The following is a 20499-nucleotide window of genomic DNA, read 5'->3' on the forward strand; positions in this document are numbered from 1 at the left end:
GGGAGCAGAGATGGCCGAGCATGCGCGCTTGCGGATCGACGCAGGTCTGCAGGTGTACTTCTGCGATCCACGCTCACCCTGGCAGCGGGGGACGAACGAGAATACGAACGGGTTGCTGCGTCAATACTTCCCGAAAGGAACGGATCTGAGCGCTCACAGCGTGGACGATCTTGCTGCTGTGGCCGCGGCCCTCAACAGCAGACCGCGCAAGACGCTGAACTGGAAGACGCCGGCAGAGGCACTCGACGCTGTTCTCGCAACCGGGCAAGATGGTGTTGCGACGACCGCTTGACCCCAAGCAATACTTAGCTCTACGGTACACCGAGCGCCTGGCTGGAGCCGGCATCGAGCCGTCGGTCGGCAGCGTCGGTGACAGCTACGACAACGCCTTGGCGGAGACGATCAACGGCCTGTTCAAGGCAGAGGTCATCCATCGACGCGGGCCGTGGCGATCCTTCGAGGCGGTCGAGTACGCCACCCTGGAATGGGTCGACTGGTACAACCACCGTCGCCTCGTCGCGCCGATCGGCAACGTTCCTCCCGCCGAGGCCGAAGCGCGCTATCATGCCAACGTCGGCGACCAAGCCCTGGCCGCCTGACCCAAGACAATCAGCCTCCGACAAACCCGGAGCGGTTCAGCCTCGACCCCCGAAGCGCCCCTTGGGCTGGCGGAGCCGGTGTCCGCGGCCACCCCTCGGATGAGGGCGCCACCCATGGAGTGATCCATGCGGCAGCAAACGGTCTCCTCAGGGCACATGCCTCCTCGGACGCCCGGTCAATGTCGCGGCGGTGCCAGACCACAGCGGCGCCCGACGCCAAGACCAACGCCGGACAGAACCCCCTCTCGGTCATCCGGTCCCGCACCGGCGCGGTCCTTACCCCGAGCGCCTCGGCCGCCATGCTGCTCAGCATGTACTCGTCCCCGAAGTCTTCGATGTCGCTCTCACGGAAAGTCGCCGAACCGGGCCCGTTGGCAGTGATCGAGCCTGGACGGGGCGGCGAGCGCACGACACACTCGTTGGTCAGCAGACCTGCCGCTGCCTGTTTCTGGGTGAGGTAGGGGCAGAGTCGTCCGACGATCATGTCCAGGGGGCAAGCGTGTCCTCCCTCTCCCAGAACATGAGCTTCCCCTCACCCGAGGTCCTACGGGTTCCTCGGGTGGCACCTCACCCCGGCGGAGCCGACACGACCTTCCTGGTCCGCTTGCCCTCCCGAAGCGCCCGGGCACCGAAGCGGAGCCCCGGCGCGGGCGATGCCACGGCCAAGTCGCCGCCCGCGCCCGCGAGATCGTCGAGTATCGGGCAGTCTGGGCGGTGGTCGCCGCCGCAGTGCTCGGCAAGGTCCGACAGCGTGCGCACCATGGCCTGCAGTTCCCCGACCTTCCTGTTCAGCGCCGCCACGTGTTCCAGCGCCACGGCCTTGACCTGCGCGCTCGCCCGGTCCCGGTCGCGCCAGAGGGCCAGCAGCCCGGAGATCTGCTCCACGGAGAAGCCGAGATCGCGGGCGCGGCGGATGAAGCGAAGCGCGTGGACGTCCGCCTCGCCGTAGTGGCGATAGCCGGAATCCGAGCGCCCGGCCTTAGCGATCAGGCCTATGCTCTCGTAGTACCGGATCATCTTGGTCGAGACGCCCGACGCCTCGGCGGCCTGCCCGATGTTCAGCATGGCAACGCTCCGCTCACTCCGCAGGGGCCACCCGTCCCGGCGCTGGGGCGAGCCCGGCCCTCCCGCCGCCGGCCGGGCCCGGGATGGCCGGCGGCGAGAAGCGCCTCAGACGCAGGGCGTTCGTGACCACGAACACGCTGGACAGAGCCATCGCGCCGGCGGCCAGGACGGGTGACAGCATCATCCCGTTCAGGGGATACAGCACGCCCGCCGCGACCGGGACGAGGGCGACGTTGTAGGCGAAGGCCCAGAACAGGTTCTGTCGGATGTTGCGCATCACCGCCCGCGACACCGCGACCGCGTTCACGACCCCGCGCAGGTCACCCGACATCAGGACGACGCCGGCGCTCTCGACGGCAACGTCCGTCCCGGTCCCCACCGCAAGGCCGACGTCCGCCTCGGCGAGGGCGGGAGCATCGTTGATGCCGTCCCCGACGAAGGCGACCTTGCCGCCCGCGGCCGAGCGAAGCCCCTTCACGGCTGCGACCTTGCCGTCGGGCAGCACTTCCGCCACGACCTCGTCAATCCCGACCTTGCGGGCAATGGCCTCGGCGGTCCGGCGATTGTCGCCCGTGACCATCGCCACCCTAAGCCCGAGCGTCCGGAGGGCCCTGACCGCGGCCGGCGAGTTCTCCCGCACCGGGTCGGCGACGGCGAGGATGGCGACCGGACGGCCGTCGACCGCGGCGTAGAGAGGACTCTTGCCTTCCCCGCCGAGCTGGGCCGCCTCGGGCGCGAAGCCGGAGACGTCGTAGCCGAGGCGGGCCATGAACCGGTCGGCCCCCACTTCCACCTTTCGGCCCCCCACGCGGCCGGAGACGCCGCAGCCCGGCACAGCCTCGAACTCCTGGACGGGGCCGACGGCCAGCCCGCGGCGCTTCGCCGCCTCCACCACGGCGGCGCCGACCGGGTGCTCCGAGCGGGCCTCGACCGCGGCGACCAGGGCCAGCACCTCGTCGCCGCCGGACCCTGCGGCCGGCGCGAGGTCGGTCAGCTCCGGGCGCCCCTCCGTCAGCGTCCCGGTCTTGTCGAACGCCACCGTGCCCACGTCACGGAGGGCCTGGAGCGCGTCGCCGTGGCGGAAGAGGACGCCGAGTTCGGCGGCGCGGCCCGTGCCCACCATGATCGAGGTCGGCGTGGCGAGGCCCATTGCGCAAGGGCAGGCGATGATCAGGACGGCGACGGCGTTCACCAGGGCGAGGCCGAGGGCGGGCGTCGGGCCGAACGCGACCCAGGCGACGAACGTCGCGGTGGCCGCCGCCATGACGGCGGGGACGAACCAGCCGGTCACGCGGTCGACGGCGGCCTGGATCGGGAGCTTCGAGCCCTGCGCCTCCTCGACCATGCGCACGATGCGCGCGAGCACCGTGTCGCCGCCCACGCCAGTGACCCGGAAGTCGAAACCGCCAGTCGCGTTCACGGTGCCTCCGACGACCATGTCGCCCGTGTTCTTGGCGACCGGGACGGGTTCGCCGGTGATCATCGCCTCGTCCACGTGGCTGGATCCGGCGACGACCTCGCCGTCGACCGCGACCCTCTCGCCGGGGCGCACCCGGACGATATCGCCGACGCACAGTGCCGCGACCTCCACCTCGGCCTCGCCACCGTCCCGGACCACGCGCGCCGTCGTCGGAGCGAGCGACACCAGCCGCTCGATGGCGGCGCCCGTGCGTCCCTTCGCACGCGCTTCGAGGTAACGCCCGAGCAGGACGAGGAAGACGATGACGGCTGCCGCCTCGTAGTAGACGTTCCCCGTGCCCGCCGGCAGCAGCCCGGGCAGGAAGGTCGCCACAAGCGAGTAGCCGTAGGCCGCGCTCGTGCCGAGCGCCACGAGGGAGTTCATGTCCGGGTGCCCTCGCAGCAGCGCCGGGACGCCCTTCCTGAGGAAGCGCAAGCCCGGGCCGAACAGGACGAGGCCAGCGAGCGCCGCCTCGACCGTCCAGGTCGCACGCATGCCGACGGTATGCGTCACCCACGCGTGCAGCGCGGGGACGAGGTGCGACCCCATCTCGACGGCGAACAGCGGGAGCGCGAGGGCGAGCGCGAGCAGGAGGTCGCGGCGTAGGCCGGCCGCCCCGGACTCGCGTGCCTCGCGCGCCCGGTCGGTGCCCCGGTCCTCCCCGACCGTGCGCGCCTCGTATCCCGTCCCTTCCACGGCCTCCAGGAGGTCCGCCTCCCTCACGGCGCCCGCCGGGTGACGCACCGTCGCGCGTCCCGTCGCCAAGTTCACGGCGGCGCCTGTCACCCCGGGTATGCGGGCAAGGGCCTGCTCGACGCGCGAGACGCAGGACGCACAGGTCATGCCGTCAACCGCGATCTCGGTCCGAGCCTCCGGCACGGCGTAGCCCGCCTCCTCGATGGCGCGGACGGCGGCGGCCGGGTCCGCGGCGCCGGAGAATCGCACACGCGCGCGGGCCGTCGCCAGGTTCACCGCCGCTTCGGCGACGCCGGGAAGCCGACCGAGCGCGGCCTCGACCCGAACGACGCAGGATGCGCAGCTCATGCCCTCCACCGGTAGGCTGAGCTGCCGTCCCGGGGCGGCATGGTGAGTGGAAGCTTGGACGACGTCCTGACCCATGGTCGGTGCACTCCTCTGTCTCGACTTCCACGGACAGATAAGGCTTCCAACGATGGGAGGGTCAACGGGATCCCGGCGATGCCACCCACATGGACCAATGAACTGGGCGGAGCGGGATCGCACCTGCCGCGCGAAAGGCCACCGGCCCTTGACCTTCCCATCGTTGGAAGGACCATGTGGGAGGGGAACGCGCTACAAAGGAGATGGTCATGCTGCGTTTCCACGTGTCCAACATGAACTGCGGCGGCTGCGCCAAGGGCGTCACCCGTGCCGTCCAGGGTCTTGACGGTGACGTGAAGGTCGACGTCGACCTGTCCAGCCGGGAGATCACCGTCCGCGGCGCCGTCGACCCATCGCGAGTGGTGGCAGCCCTCAGGCAAGCCGGGTACGAAGCCCGGGCGCTGGGCGCCTAAATCACGCGCCTGCGGGATCCACCGGCAGCGAGTGCCGGGATCCCGCGGCCCCTGGCTTGCATTGTCCGGCACAGCCGTGAGACAGTTCAGGCGGGCATGTTTCGAAGCGGACGAACCTTGCTATCGTTGAGGACCCTCCTCGTCGCGATGGTCGCGGCGTGCCTGGCGGCCTTCCCGGCCGGCATCTGGCGCGCATCCGCACCCATCGGCGTGACTGCGTCCCGCGCCGCGGACGGCGTGCGGTACGCGCATGGCGGGGCGGGTCACCACCATGGCATGACCGGGCCGCACGAGGACGCCCCGGTTTCGCTCACGGCCGAGCCCGATGACGACGGCTGCATGCATCACGCGTCCGGCGGCAAGCGCTGTGCCCCAACCTGCTGCGGCTTCGCCTGCCATGCCTTCGAGCCCTCGCTCGCGCCCGGGCTGACGGACCCGCCCAGCCGCACCTCCGATTGCCACGTGACGAACGACGAGCAAGTCGAGGGCGGCACGCCTTTCCGCATCGAGCGCCCACCCAGGGCAGCCTGAACCGGGGCGGACCCGCGTCCACCTCGCGCGAGGCTTCCGTCAGCGGAACTCATCGCGTCGCTCGACTGACCGGTTCGCGTCCTTGCCCGCGGGCAAGGCCATGTCCCGTGCCTGCCCCCTTCGGCCGCTTGCCTGACGCCACCCGGCGGCGGACCGGGAACCGCTGCCTCGTCGAGGCGGAGGGCGAGGCGGCGTGACCACCGACCGGTCGTCCATTCGCGTGTCCCGAACGGCACCACCCGCGCCGCGTCCTGCCTGGCCTATGGCGAGGCTCGCGCAGGCCGGTCGTGCCCAGGGACCGACCAGGCCATCGTACCAGGATCGACCAGTGACAACGAACTTGTTCCGGGCATTCGCCGCGGCCGGGGCGCTTGCCCTCGTGGCCGGGCCCGCCCTGTCGCATGACGAGGGCGCCACGGCGGGCGGGATCCACATCGAGGGGATCGCCGCCACCCCGGCGAGACCAGGCGAGACGAGCCGGGTCACGTTCACCATCGAGAACGACGGGCCGGACCGGGCCGTGCTGGTGGGACTGCTCCTGCCCACCGGCGAGCCGTCGCAGGTGCGCGGGTTCCTGGGTGGGGGCCACAGCGCCGCGATGGCCGGCGTGCGCGTCGGGGCGGGTGACGTCTACGGGCTCGGCGACCGCACGGCCTGGATCGACATCGGCCCCCTTCGGAACGAGCTGCCGGACGGCGCGACGGTCCCGGCCGTCATCCGGTTCGACAGCTTCGATGTTCCGGTCACGCTGCATGTGGGCGGCATGCCTGCGGCCGGCACACCCTCGGCCCGGGCATCCCGGTGAGCGGCATGCCACCACCTCCGATATCGCTGGCCGACACCGCCGGGCTTTTCTCGGCGGAGCTGCCCGCCCGGATCGAGCAGGGCTTCGAGCGGCGGGCGCTGGCCCCCCGGATCGGGGTCGTCCTCATCCTCCTGCTGGGTGCCCTCGCCGACTACGGCCACGGCGAACGCACGGGCCATTGGGTCGTGCTCGGGGCTTACGGCCTCGTCACGCTGCTGGCGGCGGCCGGCGCCCGGGCGCGGTCCGAACGCGTCCGCTCTTGGCTCCCGCTCGCGGCGACGTGCGCCGACGCGGCCATCGCGGTCTACGTGGTCGCCGACCACGTGCCTCGTTACAGCGGCGAGGCCCACCTCGCGACCGACGCGGTCAGTCTATTGCCGGCGTACCTGTTCCTGCTGCAGACCGGCATGCGTCTCAGGCCCCGGCTCGCCGCGCTCTTCGCGGCGCTCGTGGCCGCCGGGTGGGCGACGGCGCTGGCCTTGCTCCTCGACCCCGCGCGCCTCGGTCCGGACGGCGCGCACGTCCTGGTCCGCCAGGGGATGGGCCTCGCTGCGTTCGCTGTCGCGTCGGGCTTCGTCGTGTCGACGACGGCGTGGATGCGTGCCGCGGCCGCCGCGGCGTTGCGCGCCGGGGAGGAGCGGCTGATGCTGTCCAGGTTCCTGCCGGACGGCGTGGCCACCGAGGTCGTCCGCACGGGCGGCACGGCTTCCGTGGCCGAGCGCCACGCGACCCTGCTCAGCGTGGACCTGCGGGGTTCCTCGGCTCTCGCCAGGGCGTACCCGCCTGCGCTCTCCATCGCTTGGCTGCTGGAATTCCGGCGGCTCGTCCATGACGCGGTGACGACCCATGGCGGCGTAGTCGACAAGTACGTCGGCGACGGGGTGCTGGCGCTGTTCCTCGACGGCGATGCCGGCGAGCAGGCTGGCCGGGCACTGGCCGCAGCGGAGGCGATGCTCGACACCCTGACCGCGCTGAACCGCGAGCGGTCCAGGGCGGGGCGCCCGACGCTGCGGGTCATCGCCGCACTGCACTGCGGCCCGGTCCTGGCCGGCGTGTTCGACGACGGCCGGCGCGCCGAGTTCACGGTGCTCGGGACGGTCATGAACGACCTGTCGCGGATCGAGCGGCGCGCCAAGGAGGAAGACCTGGATGTGGTCGCCAGCGCCGACGTCCTGCGCCGGTTCGGCGCCGACGCGCCCGAACGGCTGGCTCCCCGCTCTTTGCCGCCCTCGGGGGAAACAACCCTGCCGCGCCTCTTCGCACTCCGCCTCGGCGCAGCCGAGCGGCCGGCGGAGAAAGGCGGGCGCGGCCTCCCGTCAGCCTCCCCCTCCATTGTCACCGACCCGGGAAGCGTGCCGTGAAAGCCACCCCGTCGTCCGGCACAGCGCCTTCCCCCGCCGAAGGCAGCGGCACGCCCGGCTTTGCAGGCCCCCACGGAAGGAACGTCGCCGCGCCCGACGACGCGACGTGGCGACGTTCCGTCCGCTCCCCGCGAGTGATGAACGGAAGGAGGCCGCGACCATGACACGCCCCGTAAAGCGCTGTCCGAAAGGAATTCCGCTGCTGCGCTCGTCCTGGTCCGCCCTGACGCCAGTGGATCCAGGGGCGGCCGAGGCCGCGCAGGCCTACCTCGCCCTCGCCGACGCCGCCCTGCCCGGCCTCGTCCGGTCCCTCCACCTCGTGGGCTCCGCCGTGCTGGGCGACTTCCGGTCCGGGTCGAGCGACGTGAACTTCGTTGCCGGGACGCACGGTCCGGCCCCGACTCAGGCGCTCGAAGCCGTTCACCAGGACATCGCGCCCGGGCATCCGCTCTCGCGACTCGACGGGATCTACGTCACGGAAGACGAGTTGCGCCTCGGGACGTGGGAGGTGACCGGACCGCAAGTTCGACGCGGGCGGTTCATCCCCACCGGACCGCACGGGCGCCGGGCACTGGATCGGTACGCGTTCGCGACCGGCGCCGTCGCCGCCCGAGGGACGACGCCGACGGGGCTGGAGCATCGCATCTCGTCGCGGGACATCAACCGCGACCTCGTGCTGCTGGCGGGGAAGGCGGTCACGGCCGCCCGTCGCGCGGCGCCGAGCGCCTGGGAGGCGTCCTCCCTCGTCCTCGGCACCGCGCGCTTGCACTACACCCTGCTCACCGGGCGGGTGACGACGAAGACCGACGCCGGCCTGTACGGACTGGTTACGTTCTCGCCGTGCTGGGCGTCGGTCCTCGACCGGGCCTTAGCCGTCCGACGGGACGGCGCGGGTTCCGCGGCGGTACTCCAGGCCGGGGAGGTCGAGGCTTTTGCCGCCATGGTCGCCGCCGACATGGAGGAACTCGCCCCGGAGGCGCGCGGATGACGTTCACGTCGGCGCGGGTTCCGTTCGGCGTCGCGGCGTTGCTCCGCCTACGCGGGTCGCGACGTGGACATCCCGGGCGCGGCAGCCACGCGTCCGAGCGCGCCACGGGGTCGCCGCGTGCCGTCGCTCGAAGGGCGCTTATGGCGCGCTTCGGGCATCGCGCCCTTGTGGGGGCTAAACGGCTTCTCAAGCGGCTTTGAGCTCGTCACAGGGGGCGGGATCAGAAGATCAGGTACACCGCCACAACAGTGGCAACGAGGGTCAGGGCACATCCCAGAATGGAAATCGGTTCTTCGCCGTTTCCTCCGTCTCGGAATCGTACCACAGCGCCTCATCGTCATGTGTCACGGCGGTCTTCCTCGCTTGTCCCCTGCCGGGATTGGGCGCTCCCAGAGGGTTCAGGCCTGAGCGTTAAATCGCAGCCAACGGCATGCCGGGGGTGCCGCGACGGATCGTCGCGTGCCTGCAACGCGGGACCAACCGAAAGGGGCGTTGCCGCAAGGTGGATCGTGCCTGCCGGCACGCCGGCCCGGAAGGCGAAGCGAGGGCAAGTGGGCCGCGACTGCCCCGAAGCGATGCTTGGTTCGGATCGGATCCAGGCGGACGTGCTCGGGCGTCAGGCTAGGTCGAGGCCGAGCCGAATGTCTGCAGGACCATTCCCGGACGAGGGCGGACCGACATTTCGGTCATTCGTCATTTGGGGTTGATGGCCCCGCGTGACTTTCTCTAGCGCCGCCCTCAGACGGCGAGGAGCGTCCCGGGACGACGCACGGCCCGACGGCCCGCGTTGGCGCCCCCGAGGGGCTGCCCCCCTCGCTCGCGGCCTTGGCCGCGAGACCTCGGTCGCGGATCACCCCGGCCGAGTTCACGTCACGATGCTCGTCCAGCCCGCACGGGCAGACGTGCTGGCGCAGCGATAGCGGCTTTGGCACAACCGCCCCGCATCGCCGGCACTCCTGCGACGTCCCCCTGGCATCGACGCAGATCAACTCGCCACCGGCCCTCGCAGCCTTGTAGCGGACGAACTGCACGAGCTTGCCTCATCCCGCATCGAGGATGGACCTGTTCAACCCCCTCTTCTGGGCGACGTGCGTGCCCGGCTCCTCGACAGTCCCCGCAATCGAGCGGGTCATGTTCCGGATGCGCAGATCCTCCAGCACGACGAGCGCATGCTCGCGCGCCAGCCGCGCCGAGACGCGGTGGAGATGCTGGTCCCGCGTGTTCGCCACCGCCCGGAGTTGGCGCGCCAGCCGTGCCTTGACCTTGCGCCGGCGGTTCGAGCCCTTGCGGCATCGTGCGAGCGCCCGGCGGGACACCCGGATCTCGCGCTCGCGACGCGAGGCTGGTCGGACGTTCGGGATGCGGCAGCGCCTCGACGCCAAGGTCGCCGCCCACCGCCTCGCCGGCGGGTGGCGTAGCCGCCACCACCTCATTGGTCTCGACGGTGAAGCCGACGTACCGGTGCCGGCCCTTGCGGGTGAACGTCACGCCCAGGATCTTGGCGTCGGACGGAAGCGCCCGGTCGTGGTTAAGGCGGATCGGGCGGTCAAAACCCTTGAGCCGGATGCGGTCGCCCTCGTGCCGCAGGCCTGCGGCCTCAAGCAGGCCGAAGGTGTTCCAGCGCGAGACTGGCTTGAAGCGTGGGAATCCAGGCTTGAGCCCGCGCTTGATCCGTCCGAAGAACCCGGTGAAGCCGTCCTCGACGCGCTTGAGCGTCCAGCGACCCATGTTGGCCGGAGCGGCCAGCCTGGTCGTCGCGCTGGGGGGGCTGCGGGAGAACCGGGCCCGGCTGTCGGCCAAGACGCCGATGGCCGGGGTGATGGACTTCCTGTTCAAGCTCTGGGCGGCGTTCATGCGCTTCCTTGAGGACGGGCGGGTCTACCTGAGCAACGCCGCCGCCGCCGAGCGGGCGCTGCGCGGGATCGCGGTGGGCCGCCGCAACTGGACGTTCGCTGGCTCGGACGCGGGCGGACGGGCGGCGCGCGGCGGCGCTGTACACGCTGACCGAGACCGCCAAGCTCAACGCGGTCGATCCCCGGGCCTGGCTGGCCGACGTGCTGGCCCGACTGCCGGCCCATCCCGCGCGCCGGATCGACGAACTCCTCCCCTGGAACTGGACACCGCCCCAGCAATCCCAGAGTGCCGCCTGACCTCGCGAGCGCGCAATGATGCTCGCCGCGCGGCCGTCGCCGAACGCGTACGGTGACTGACGTGCACCATCCTCTCAGGATGCATCGGCGACCTCCATCGTCGGGACGAGCGTTCGTTCGCGATGCCTCGAACGGATGCCGGCGGGGCCGACCGGTGGCGGCGGGGCAGGACGCATGGCCGGACGGTGACCCGGATGGGCTGGCGTCCGGCCGAAGCCCGATGCGGCCCCTCCCACGCGTGGAGGGAGGCCCCCGCAGGGCGCTCCCACCCTTGGACGGCGCCGGGGAATCGGACGCGGGCCCAATTTCGGGGGCCGCCCGGAAAGCCACAAACGGCACCATCGGCACGCGGGCGCCGCTCCGCCGGCTTCGCGCCCTGACCGCCCGGCCCGGGCGGCGTCTTTCACCCGGGCCGGACGCCGCGGAGGCGTCGGGGCAAGCGTTCCTTCGCGACCCGGACCGCGCCTACCGAACGGGACTCCACCCAACGCACCTCTCCAGCAGGCGGGTCGGGTGCCTCGCATAGTCGATGCCCGTTCCCTGCTCGTCCTCCGCGGCGGCGAAGGCGGCATAGTGAATGGATTGCAGGAAGGCGTTCCCGGGCAACCGGTCGGCGAGGAGCAGTATCGGCCCGACGCCGCCGCCGTGGGCGAGAGCGAGCCGGCCTGCGGCGAGGGCTCCCGCCAGGTCGGCGAGCAGGCGCCTGTCGTCGGGCCGGAACGCGGCGAGCGCCGCGCTCGCCTCGTCGTAGGCGGTCGCGAGGGCGTCGTCCTCCTGCCAGGCGTCGTGAAAACCCTCGCCGTCGCGCAGGTGCTTCCGGCGCACCCCCTGCCGCTTGGCGGCCCAGTCCCGGGCGTAGGCGTCGTTGAGGACGAGCAGCGTGGCCAGCTTCGGGTCGTCGTGCTGCACGAACGCCCAGTCGGGTCCGGCCGGTTTCGGCCGGCACAGGGCATCCTCGACCGTGATGGCGTCCTCCGCCACGCCGAGCCACGCGCGGAGCCCGGCGCAGCCGTGCTCGTGCTCCGCCTTGCAGTCGTGTCCCAGGGCCACGCCCCATGGGCTGCCGCCTTCCCCGAGCAGGACGACGCGGTTCTGGTTTCCGGCCTTCATGTCAGCCTCCGGGATGACGCGGCGGGAGCGCCTGACAGGGGAGACGATCGCCGCTTTCGCAGGAATGGCAAGGGCGCGCCCGTACCGGGTCGAGCCGGAGGGGCGCGCGCCGGCCGGCCCGGCCCCGGAACCTGTCGTCGGCGCGTTCGTGCGCCCGGTGTCCGCCGACGGAGCCGACCGTCCGTCGAGGCGTCGCGTCGTCAGCGATGGCGCCCGGGTTGTGGATTGCCCGGTCCTTCCCAAACTGGGCACGAGGCGGCCGCGCGCGTCGCGTCGGAGTGAAGGAATTGAGCGGGTCGGGGTCCTGGTTCGCGGACGCGATGCGCGGGAGCGCCGCCGGTCTTGGGGGCACGCACCTCAAGGTCCACGACCTGCTGCGCGCGCTCCCCCTGCAGGCGGTGCGCAACAACCTCGTCGCCGGGCTCGGGCACGCCGGCTCCCGCGGCCGACCGCTCTGGGACCACCAGGCCGAGACCCTGGCGGCGTTGGCGGCCCACCTCGCCGACCCGGCGTGCGACCCGCGGGCCCTGGCGGTGATCCCCACCGCGGGCGGCAAGACCGAGATCATCGTCAGGCTGGTGGAGGCGACCGGTCTCGACGCGGGCGGCGCGCGCCTGGCGGTCCCGACCATCGTGCTGGAGCCCTCGCGCCACCTCATCCGGCAGACAGTCGAGACGTTCCGCGAGCGCTTCCCGGCCCTGCAGGTGTCCGGGCTCCTCGCGCCGGACGACCGGCCGCGCAACGTGACGGTGATGAGCTACGATCTCTTCGTCAACATGCTCCGCGACGGCAGGCTGCTCCCCGGCGACGTCGGGGCGGTCGTCATGGACGAGGCCCACCGCGGGCTCTCGGACCTGCGGCAGGACCTGATCCGCCGGTTCCTCGACCACGCCGTGGTCACGGCGTTCAGCGCCACGCCCGCCTTCGACGCGAACAAGACCGTGCACGCGCTGCTCGGCTCGGAGAACGAGGTCATCAAGGTCGCGGACGAGCGCCTACGGCGCGAGGGGATCATCTCCCCCGTGGCCAACTACGTCCTGCGCGTCGACGTCGTCGGCGCCCTGCCGGACGACCCCGCCCTCAGGCGCGCCATCCTCAGGAAGGCCGGACACGAAGCCCTGGTCGGCTTCCTCGCCACCTACGAGGAGCCGGCCACGGGCCTGCGCCTGCGCGACAAGGCCTTCTTCGGCTACGCCAACGGCATCCGGCAGGCCGAGGGGCTCGCCGCCGCGATGACGGCGGCGGGCATGCCGGCCCGCGGGGTCAAGGGCAGCGACGGCCTGGAGGCGTTGAAGGCCAACCTTCTAGACCTGCGGGACGGGCACCTGCGGGCGCTGGTCAACGACAAGGTGCTCGTGGAGGGGGTGAACCTGCCGCAGGCGCGCGGCGTGGTCGCCTTTGATGCGACCTCGTCCCTGGTCAAGCACGTCCAGCGCTGCGGGCGCGCCAGGCGCCTCGACCCCGCGCTCGACCGATCCGACCCGCGGCAGATGTCCTCCGTGGTCGAGGCGATGGTCTGCATCGACGGGATGCCGCTCGACACGCAGCGCATCTACGCCGAGGCCATCGGCGACCTGTCGGTGGCCCGGGTCTACGACACGCCCCGCCAGGACGCGGCGGCGCTCGCGCGCGAGATCGTGCGGGACCGGCCGGCGGAGGCGGGCGGGGAGGAGGACCGGGAGGAGGCGTCCGAGATGGACGAGGCCATCGGTCGCCTGGAGGAGGGCCGACGGTCGGGCGCCAGAGGGGCGGGGCCCCGCGCGCCCGTCGACGCGGAGCGGTGGGCGGACGCCTTCTCGGTCATGGGTAGCCTGGATGGCATCCACTACCTGCTCGCCGAGCGCGAGGGCCCGCGGCGCCTGGAAGGCATGCTGCACCGCGTCCAGGTGGCCCGCGCCATCGGCATCCGGACGGACGACCCCCACCTCAAGGACCTGTTCGGCGAGTTGGAGGAGGCGGCGCGGGCTGGCCTGACCCCTGAGGTCGCGGGCGTCGCCGTCCATGCGGGCTTCCACAGGTTCGAGCGCCAGCGCGCGTTCTACGTCCACGTCGACGACGTGCCACGCGTCGGCGTCGAGGTCTTCAGGCGATCCGGGCGGACGCTGGCGGCCGGGACCATGCCGGACAACTTCGGCGCCGAGCGCCAGGCCGGATGGCTGACGCGCACCGAGGCCGCCTTCGCCTGCAACCTGAACCCCTACCACCCCGCCTTCACGGCCGTCTGGGACGCGGCGCTGGCCGGCACGCTCGGCGCGTTCGAGGGCGGCCCCCTGATCCGGCTGCTGCGCGACGGCGGCAAGCCCAAGCTCCACGTGCACGAGCGGGGATTGGAGGTGTTCCGCCGGCACCTGGGCGTCCAGGGTCCCACGCTGCCCGCCAAGCGCGCCGACCAGGCGTCGGTGTGGGAGGTGATGCGCGCGCTGGGCGTCAGCAAGCGCCTGACCCGGTTCCGGGAGCAATGGGACCGGATGGTCGAGGACTGCATGCGGGACGGGCAGGTCGTCCGGGACGGGCGCCGGGTTGGGTTCGGGTTCGTCCGCGGGGCGAACGGCAGCCCCGTCCCCGCGCTGGACAGGGCCGAGATCGCGTGGTTCGCGCAGCTCACCGGCGTCGCCGGCCTGATCGAGCCGTCCGAGGAGTGGCTCACCATCAACGAGGCGGGGCGCGCCATCTCGACGTCGCCCTACGCCACGCCGGCGCTCAAGGATCTCTGGATGGAGATCCGGCGCTCCTACGAGGAGACCGGCGTCGGCAGGGCGGCGGGCCGGGAGTGGCACAGCGCGATGGCCAAGGGGACGGAGGTCGGCGCCTTCCGGCTGCACCGGTCCGAGATGGACGCGCTCGCCGCCGCCATCGGGCGCGGCAGGGACCGGCTCATGACCGACGAGTGGCTGAGCGCGAAGAAGGTCGCCGCCCTCCTGAACCAGAACCCGGACAGGGGGAGGTTCCGCGAGGTGTGGGACGGCCTCCTCGAATGCCTGGAGGCGGGGGAGCCCCCCGTCCTGGATGGCGTGGCGTTGCGTATGGAGGCCCGCCTACTGGGCGGCAAGCCCGTCCCTTGCCTGCACGTCTCGGAGGTCGACGCGCTCGGGCGCATGACGGGCGGGCGCAGGTCCGCCGGACCCAAGGGCGACGCGTGGCAGGGGATGGCCGACGCCGCCGGCCATTTCGGGAAGCATCCGACGGACCCGACCTTCCGGCGGTCCTGGCAGGCCCTGGTGGTGGCGGCCGAGGACGGGCCGGTGCTGGACGGCGCACGCGCCGTGAGGTTCGAGTACCGGACGGCGACGAAGGCCGTCTGGTGCCTTCACCGGGACGAGCTCGAATGGTTCGGCAAGCGAACCTGGCCGAAGCGGCGTCCCCCCGTGCCGAGGCCCTACGTCCCCCTCGCGGACCTGCGCGCGGGCGAGGCCGTCGAGGGGGCGTTGGACGCCTTCGACCTCGTGGCCGAGGAAGTGGACGGGCTGCTCGCCGACGCTTCGCCCCTGTCGCTCCTCGGGCGGGAGGGGTTGCGCTTCGAGCGGCTTCCGGAAGGCGGGCTGGCCGTCCATCCGGACGACGTCGCCGGGTTTCTCGATTCCGTAAGGGAACTCTCCGAGACCGCCACTTCGCCGTAAGTGGTTGAGGGGTCCGGCACCGCCATGAGGTGGGATGCGGCGCAGACCTGACGGCGCAGTCCCCCTTCCCATAGGCCGGGCCGCGCGCGGGGGGAGCCGCCCCGGGATATGGCCACCTAAGTCCGGGTGCGTTCAGATGTGGTGGCAATGCCTCGGAGTAGCATCCGCGCCGCGGCGCGAACCCTGTGAGGTCTCGAACATGTCCCTGAGGTCCATCGCGAACGTGACCGCGCGCCGTGGCACCCCAACATCGGGCGGCACGGTCGGCCCCGCTGCGGGCGCGACGTCGCTCGACGGCCAAGCCCCCGCGACCCCGCGGAGACACCGTCCGGCCTGGCCGGAGGCGTGGGCCGGCGCCGCGGAGCCTGTCGGCCTCCACCAGGCGTTGCTCGTCCTCGATATCGAGACGGTGCCCGACGAGGAGAAGGTCCCGGCGGATTGGCCGTCCGACAGGTTCCCGAAGGCGGCCTGGCACAAGGTGATCGCGGTCTCCTTCGTCGAGGCGGCCATCGCCCGCGACGCGGCGACCGGGACCGAGGCATACCAGATCCGGTCGTGCCGGAGCGGGGGCGAGCCAGGATGGGACGAGGAGCGCCTGCTGCGGGCCTTCTGGAAGTTCTTCGCGGCCGGCCGCTACAGGGTCGTGACCTGGAACGGCCGCAGCTTCGACCTCCCCACGCTCCTGCTGCGCTCGTTGATGCACGGTATCGCGGTGCCCTCCTGGTACAGGAGGGGGACCAAGTGAGACGGCTACGGCCGCCGCTACGCCGTGGACTGGCATGCGGACTTGATGGAGGCGATGGCCGAGTACGGGGCCTGCGCGCGCCTGACCCTGGAGGAGGCCGCCGGGCTCGTGGCCCTGCCCGGGAAGCTGGGCGAGCACGGCTCGCAGGTCGCCGCCATGGTCGCCCGCGGCGAGATCGGGCGCGTGCGGGCCTACTGCGAGACCGACTGCCTGAACCTCTTCGTGCTGTACCTGCGCTGGGCGCACCTCACCGGAAAGACCAGCCCGGAGGCCCACGACGCGGCCGTGGACGGCCTGATCTGGTACCTGGGAGCCGAACGCTTGGCGCGCCCGCATCTCGGTGTCTTCGTGGACGCATGGCGGCGGGCGACCGAATCCCGGCCCGCCTTCGTCTCCCGGCCGCCGCGGTCTTGGCCCGACGTCGCGGGTTGAGATCGGCCGGCCCGGACGCTCCCGCGCACGGCCGGGACGGGCTCGCCGGCGCCGCGGGCTTGGTCGGACGGGGGCAACCATCGTGAGCCGAGCCCCCTGGGAAGGGATAGAACACGCCGTCCTGTCCCGCCGGACGTCCTCGACGCCGTTGGGCCGAGGCGAGCACGCCCCGGCAAGATAGGCCGCGACGCTCTGGCTGACACCCGCGCCGATTCAGCCAGCCGCACTCAGGTCCCTGGTCCTCCCGAGCACGCCCGCCATCGCCGGTGCAATGTCCGTTGAGCGCGTGACCGAGGCCCCGCCCCCGGAAACCAGATCCAGGTCGTGACGCCGGCCGGGGGCCATGGGCTCGCTGATCAGGCGCCGGCACAGCAACTCGGCCAGCGAGGGGTCCTCGACGGCACAGACGATCTGCCGACCCGACCGCTGCAGGGCGGAGAGCACCTCGACAAGGTGCAGGGCCCGGAAATCGTCGATGTGCTGAACCGGGTCGTCGAGCATGAGCGTCCGCCAGGTGCACCACGGTCGGGATAGGTGCACGGAGAGGAGGAAGGCCAGGCCGGCTGCGCGCCTCTGCCCGCTGCTGAAGACGAATTGCGGGTTCAGCCCGTTGCCGACCCTCAGGCTCAGGAAGCGCTTCACGTCGCCGCGGATGCCGTAATCGATGGTGCGCCACTCGGAATGCGGGCGTAGCCGTTGGTACAGCTCGTTCAGCAGCGGGCTGATGACCGCGAGGCGCTCGTCGATGATCTCGGCATTCGTCCTGCGGACGGTACGGTCCAGCGTCCGGGCGGTGGTCACGGCCGTCCGGACCCGCGCGAGCCGGTCCCCCGCGGCGTCGGCCTCCACCCGGAGCGCTTCGACGTGCGCTTCGAGATCCGTCACGCGTTCCACCGCTTGCGAGGCCTCCAAGGTGAGGATGCTCCGCTCCAGGTCGATCAACCGACTCCGTTCGGCCTGCACGGCCGCGTCGAGGGCGCCGGCGTCGTGCGCGAGCTTCCCGTCCAGCGAGCGTCGCACGAGCTCGGCCGACAGCGCCTCTTCGCGGGCCGACAGCTCGGCCTCGGCGGACGCGAACCGGAGGACCGCTGCCTCGGTCTCCCGCAGGATCTCGGCCGCGGCCTCGTGCCGGGTCCGGGCCGCCGCGAGCTCGGCGCGCGCCTCCGGCACCCCCGAGTGCCGGGCGGCGAGCCGCTCGCGCGCAGCCGCGAGCCCTGTCTCGAATTCGGAGGCGCCTTGCGGCGCGCGACAGAGCGGGCAGCGGTCGTCATGAAGCCCGACCCGGCTGCCATGGTCGACCAGGATGGCCAGCGACGCGGCGAGCGCGTCGGTCTCCTGCTCCCGGCGAAGGCGCGCCTCGGCGGCCTCCAGCGCGTGGCGGGCCTCCCGGACCGCGGCCTCGGCCTCGGCCGCCGCCACCGCCGCCGCGTCCCGGCCCGCCCGGAAGTCGGGGCCCGCGACCGTGTCGCGCAACGCGGTCACCGCGCGAACCTCGTCCGCGACCCGGCCCATCTCGCCGAGGCCCAGCCGGCGGCCGGCCAGCGCCTGCCGCGCCGCCGAGACCCGGCTCCCCAAGTCCTGGCCGCCGGCCGCCGTCAGCCCATCCAGGCTGGACAGGGCCGCGGCGATGTCGCCGGCCTTCAGGGCGACGTCCCGGGTTTCCTCCAGGTCGGTCAACGCCGCCGTCAGGCGCGCGCGCGCCTCCTCGTAGGCGTGCGCGGCGGCATTGTGCGTGCCCTCGGCGGCGGACAGGACCTCTCGCGCCTTGGCGGCGTAATCCGGACCTTCGATGGCACCCAGCGCCGCGCGCACGAGCTCGAAGCGCTGCGTTTCCGTGAGGTCGAGGCTGAGCGCCGCGATCCATTCGTCGCGGATGATGGAGGTCCTGCAGACCTGCTGCAGCGCCCGCTCCGGCTTCGCGCCCGGAACGCAGAGCATCGCCTCGATGCGCGCCGCGTCCCGGTCGGCGCCGGTCTCGCGCGAGCGCGTCACGGCAAAGCCGCTCCCGTCATCGGCACGGAATCCCACCGTGACGAAATGCGCCTCCGGCTGCCCTTCGCCGCGCCACCAGACATAGTCGTCGAGGCTTTCCTTCGCCGCTTTGTCGACGAGGTACTTGTCGATCTGGCCCGTGAGGGCGAACTCGACCGCGTCGCACAGCGTGCTCTTCCCGACGCCGTTGCGGCCGCAGATGACGGTGAAGCCGGGGCCGAAATCCACGCGTTGGCGCTCCCGGAAGCCCCGGAAGCCGCACAGTTCGAGGTAGTCGAGCCTCATGGCGCATCCACCAGGATGCGCGCCACGTCGGGAGCGCTCGCGGCGCCCAGGAAGGCGGCCACCGCGGCGTCCGGGACGTCGCTCAACCGCGCCCGCAACCGCGCCCGGTAGTCGGCGCCGCCGATCGCGGGCGCGCTGAGCACCGGCAGCAGGGGCAACAGCGACCTGCGCAGGTCGGCGGCCGTGCGCAGGTCGCCGCGCGCGATCTTGCGGGTCATGGAGAAGTCCTCCTCGATCCGCTCGATCTGCCGCGCGAGGACGGGGTCGGAATCGCTGGCCAGGAACAAGGCGTAGACGTTCCAGGCCTTCGCGCCCGCGGAGCGCAGTGCGGCCGCATGTCGGCCGAGCGTGGCCTGCTGGACTTGCCGCCAGTCGGCGAGCAGGCTCTCGCCGGTCCCGAAGACGTGCAGGAACCCGGCGACGGAGGCGTTCTCGAAGCAGACGACCGGCACGCTGCCGCCCGGCCAGGTCCATGTCTCGTAGCCGGCCGAGCGGAGCAGCACTTCGGATTGGGTCGCGATGTCCATCACACACCGAGCTCCTGGCGTGCGGCGGGAAGGTCGAGCCACGCCGCTGATGCGCCCGGCCGGATGATGTCGCCCGGACGGCCCTCCCGCACGAGGTTCACAGGCAGGCCGACGTCGATGGCTCCGGCGCAGACCACGACGTCGGCGACGTCGAACGGCGTTTCCCTGAACCGGTCCTGCGTCGTCTGGAGCAGCGTGCCCGAACCGTTCACGACCCTGACACGACGGCCCGCGAGATCATAGCCTATGGATGTCTGGACGGCGCCGGCGCGGCGCAGCAACAGGTGCGCGTAGCCCAAGACCTCGGAGTGGCCGGGGTTGCGCAAGGTTGCGGCGGCGGTGGCCGGCACCCCCTCGGCGTCCCGGCGAAGGCCGTAGAGGTCCTCGCTGCCCAGATCGGGCGGATCAAGCCAGGTCGGCTCGCACGCCGCTCCCGTTTCCCTCTCCAACGCGGCGCGTCCGGCGTGCAGCACCTTGCGGAGGTAACCCTGGGAGAACGCCCTGCGAAGTTCGTCCAGGACCTCGGCCCCCGAGCGCCTGACATGCGCGAAGCGGACGTTCCCCGAATTGGCCAACGTCCAGAGTTCGGGGGCCTTGGCCTGCAGGACGTCCTCGCCCGCGAGGTCGACCAAGGTCACCGACAGCGGCGCGACGCCCGTCATCGCCTCGGCGAGAACGGCATTGAGGTAGGACCAGTCCGACCAGAAGCCGACGACGAGCAGGTCCTTCTCGCGCAGGTTCGCCGCCATCCAGGTCTTGGTCTTGGCGATGCGCGCGGCGACCACGCCGTCCTCGGTGAGCTGGGAGGCCGTCCAGACCGTGGCGTGGCGCTCGCGCACCGAGCAGCCATGGAACTTGAGCAAGGGCGCGTGCTTACGGGCCCGCACGGTCGCCTCGTCGCCGTCGAGCGAGGCGGCGAGGTCGAACCCGTAATCCTGCGCGCGACGCTCGATCAGGTTGTCGTAATTTGCCGAGACGGCGCCGGCAGCCATGCGCGTGATCAGGAAGTCCGCCACCGCCGCGTGGCCGGCGTTCGGCGGCCTGACGAAGCTCTCCCAGGGAACGAGGGCCTCGATGAAGACCGAGCCGAGGGTGTCGTCCCTCGCGAAGATCTCCGCCAAGGCTTCCAGGTCGCCGCGCAACTCCGGCGGGCACGCGGGGTCGATGCTCATAACGTACCGGTCGTAGCAACTGGCGGCCACGGACCATGCCGACGGTAGTGAACTCGGCGGCGCCATCGACAGGCCGGCACCGCAGAGTATGACGAGGCGCCCCGCCTCCATGGAGGCGAGCAATCGCGC

General features: G+C 72.1%; 15 protein-coding genes and 3 pseudogenes. 10 read left to right on the forward strand and 8 right to left on the reverse strand.

What is annotated here, in order from left to right; translation table 11 throughout:
* Together G4G93_RS33310 and G4G93_RS33315 are read left to right on the forward strand one after the other, a co-directional pair.
* The coding region (locus G4G93_RS33310) for an IS30 family transposase (RefSeq protein WP_165091595.1) at positions 1 to 292 on the forward strand (292 nt) is incomplete at its 5' end.
* 7 nt (positions 293 to 299) lie between these two features.
* Positions 300 to 599, forward strand: a pseudogene (locus G4G93_RS33315) (integrase core domain-containing protein); the annotation flags it as partial.
* A 567-nt stretch (positions 600 to 1166) separates the two neighbouring features.
* On the opposite strand, the gene cueR reads toward G4G93_RS33315, so the two are convergent.
* The gene (cueR, locus tag G4G93_RS33320) at positions 1167 to 1661 is read right to left on the reverse strand and encodes a Cu(I)-responsive transcriptional regulator (protein WP_099956855.1); all 495 of its coding nucleotides are present in this window, start codon (positions 1659 to 1661) and stop codon (positions 1167 to 1169) included.
* Positions 1662 to 1677: 16 nt separating this feature from the next.
* Positions 1678 to 4242, reverse strand: a complete 2565-nt coding sequence (locus G4G93_RS33325; protein ID WP_099956011.1) for a heavy metal translocating P-type ATPase — start codon at positions 4240 to 4242, stop codon at positions 1678 to 1680.
* Between the two features lie 209 nt (positions 4243 to 4451).
* On the opposite strand from G4G93_RS33325, the gene G4G93_RS33330 reads away from it, so the two are divergent.
* The 5 genes from G4G93_RS33330 (at position 4452) to G4G93_RS33350 (ending at position 8340) form a co-directional block, all read left to right on the forward strand.
* Positions 4452 to 4655 (forward strand): heavy-metal-associated domain-containing protein, encoded by a 204-nt coding sequence (locus G4G93_RS33330; protein ID WP_174800129.1) that lies wholly within the window; start codon positions 4452 to 4454, stop codon positions 4653 to 4655.
* Between the two features lie 126 nt (positions 4656 to 4781).
* Positions 4782 to 5186: a hypothetical protein gene (locus G4G93_RS33335; RefSeq protein WP_099956012.1), complete on the forward strand. Its 405-nt coding sequence runs from the start codon at positions 4782 to 4784 to the stop codon at positions 5184 to 5186.
* A 328-nt stretch (positions 5187 to 5514) separates the two neighbouring features.
* Complete coding sequence (locus tag G4G93_RS33340) at positions 5515 to 5991, forward strand: hypothetical protein (RefSeq protein ID WP_123834462.1); 477 nt, start codon at positions 5515 to 5517, stop codon at positions 5989 to 5991.
* On the forward strand, positions 5988 to 7352 hold the full coding sequence (locus tag G4G93_RS33345) for an adenylate/guanylate cyclase domain-containing protein (RefSeq protein WP_165091597.1): 1365 nt from the start codon (positions 5988 to 5990) through the stop codon (positions 7350 to 7352). Before G4G93_RS33340 ends, G4G93_RS33345 begins: the two co-directional genes overlap by 4 nt.
* Positions 7353 to 7512: 160 nt before the next feature.
* Positions 7513 to 8340: an aminoglycoside adenylyltransferase domain-containing protein gene (locus tag G4G93_RS33350; protein ID WP_099956015.1), complete on the forward strand. Its 828-nt coding sequence runs from the start codon at positions 7513 to 7515 to the stop codon at positions 8338 to 8340.
* 686 nt (positions 8341 to 9026) lie between these two features.
* Here the strand turns inward: G4G93_RS33350 and G4G93_RS36870 are convergent.
* Both G4G93_RS36870 and G4G93_RS33360 read right to left on the reverse strand, forming a co-directional pair.
* Positions 9027 to 9371 carry a zinc ribbon domain-containing protein gene (locus G4G93_RS36870; RefSeq protein ID WP_099956016.1) on the reverse strand — a complete coding sequence of 115 codons (345 nt, stop codon included), beginning with the start codon at positions 9369 to 9371 and terminating at the stop codon, positions 9027 to 9029.
* Positions 9372 to 9380: 9 nt separating this feature from the next.
* Complete coding sequence (locus G4G93_RS33360) at positions 9381 to 9773, reverse strand: transposase (protein ID WP_099956017.1); 393 nt, start codon at positions 9771 to 9773, stop codon at positions 9381 to 9383.
* 335 nt (positions 9774 to 10108) lie between these two features.
* Between G4G93_RS33360 and G4G93_RS33365 the strand changes: the two are divergent.
* Positions 10109 to 10490, forward strand: a pseudogene (locus tag G4G93_RS33365) (transposase domain-containing protein); the annotation flags it as partial.
* Positions 10491 to 10955: 465 nt separating this feature from the next.
* Here the strand turns inward: G4G93_RS33365 and G4G93_RS33370 are convergent.
* Positions 10956 to 11600, reverse strand: a complete 645-nt coding sequence (locus G4G93_RS33370) for a hypothetical protein (RefSeq protein ID WP_099956018.1) — start codon at positions 11598 to 11600, stop codon at positions 10956 to 10958.
* A 320-nt stretch (positions 11601 to 11920) separates the two neighbouring features.
* Between G4G93_RS33370 and G4G93_RS33375 the strand changes: the two genes are divergently transcribed.
* Together G4G93_RS33375 and G4G93_RS33380 are read left to right on the forward strand one after the other, a co-directional pair.
* The gene (locus G4G93_RS33375; protein WP_165091599.1) at positions 11921 to 15217 is read left to right on the forward strand and encodes a DEAD/DEAH box helicase family protein; all 3297 of its coding nucleotides are present in this window, start codon (positions 11921 to 11923) and stop codon (positions 15215 to 15217) included.
* A gap of 199 nt (positions 15218 to 15416) precedes the next feature.
* Positions 15417 to 16394: pseudogene (locus tag G4G93_RS33380) on the forward strand (3'-5' exonuclease).
* Between the two features lie 213 nt (positions 16395 to 16607).
* Here G4G93_RS33380 and G4G93_RS33385 read toward each other — a convergent pair.
* From G4G93_RS33385 to G4G93_RS33395, 3 genes are read right to left on the reverse strand one after another with little or no spacing between them, the layout of a single operon-like run.
* Positions 16608 to 18671, reverse strand: coding sequence for an ATP-binding protein (locus tag G4G93_RS33385; protein WP_099956020.1), 2064 nt, complete (start codon positions 18669 to 18671; stop codon positions 16608 to 16610).
* Positions 18668 to 19198, reverse strand: a complete 531-nt coding sequence (locus G4G93_RS33390; RefSeq protein ID WP_099956021.1) for a hypothetical protein — start codon at positions 19196 to 19198, stop codon at positions 18668 to 18670. Before G4G93_RS33390 ends, G4G93_RS33385 begins: the two co-directional genes overlap by 4 nt.
* Positions 19198 to 20370 carry an SIR2 family protein gene (locus G4G93_RS33395; protein ID WP_246737177.1) on the reverse strand — a complete coding sequence of 391 codons (1173 nt, stop codon included), beginning with the start codon at positions 20368 to 20370 and terminating at the stop codon, positions 19198 to 19200. The genes G4G93_RS33390 and G4G93_RS33395 overlap by 1 nt, the downstream gene beginning before the upstream one ends.
* Positions 20371 to 20499 lie beyond the last annotated feature (129 nt).

It is taken from the genome of Methylobacterium sp. DB0501 (assembly GCF_011043735.1).
Classification (GTDB): Bacteria; Pseudomonadota; Alphaproteobacteria; order Rhizobiales; family Beijerinckiaceae; genus Methylobacterium; species Methylobacterium alsaeris.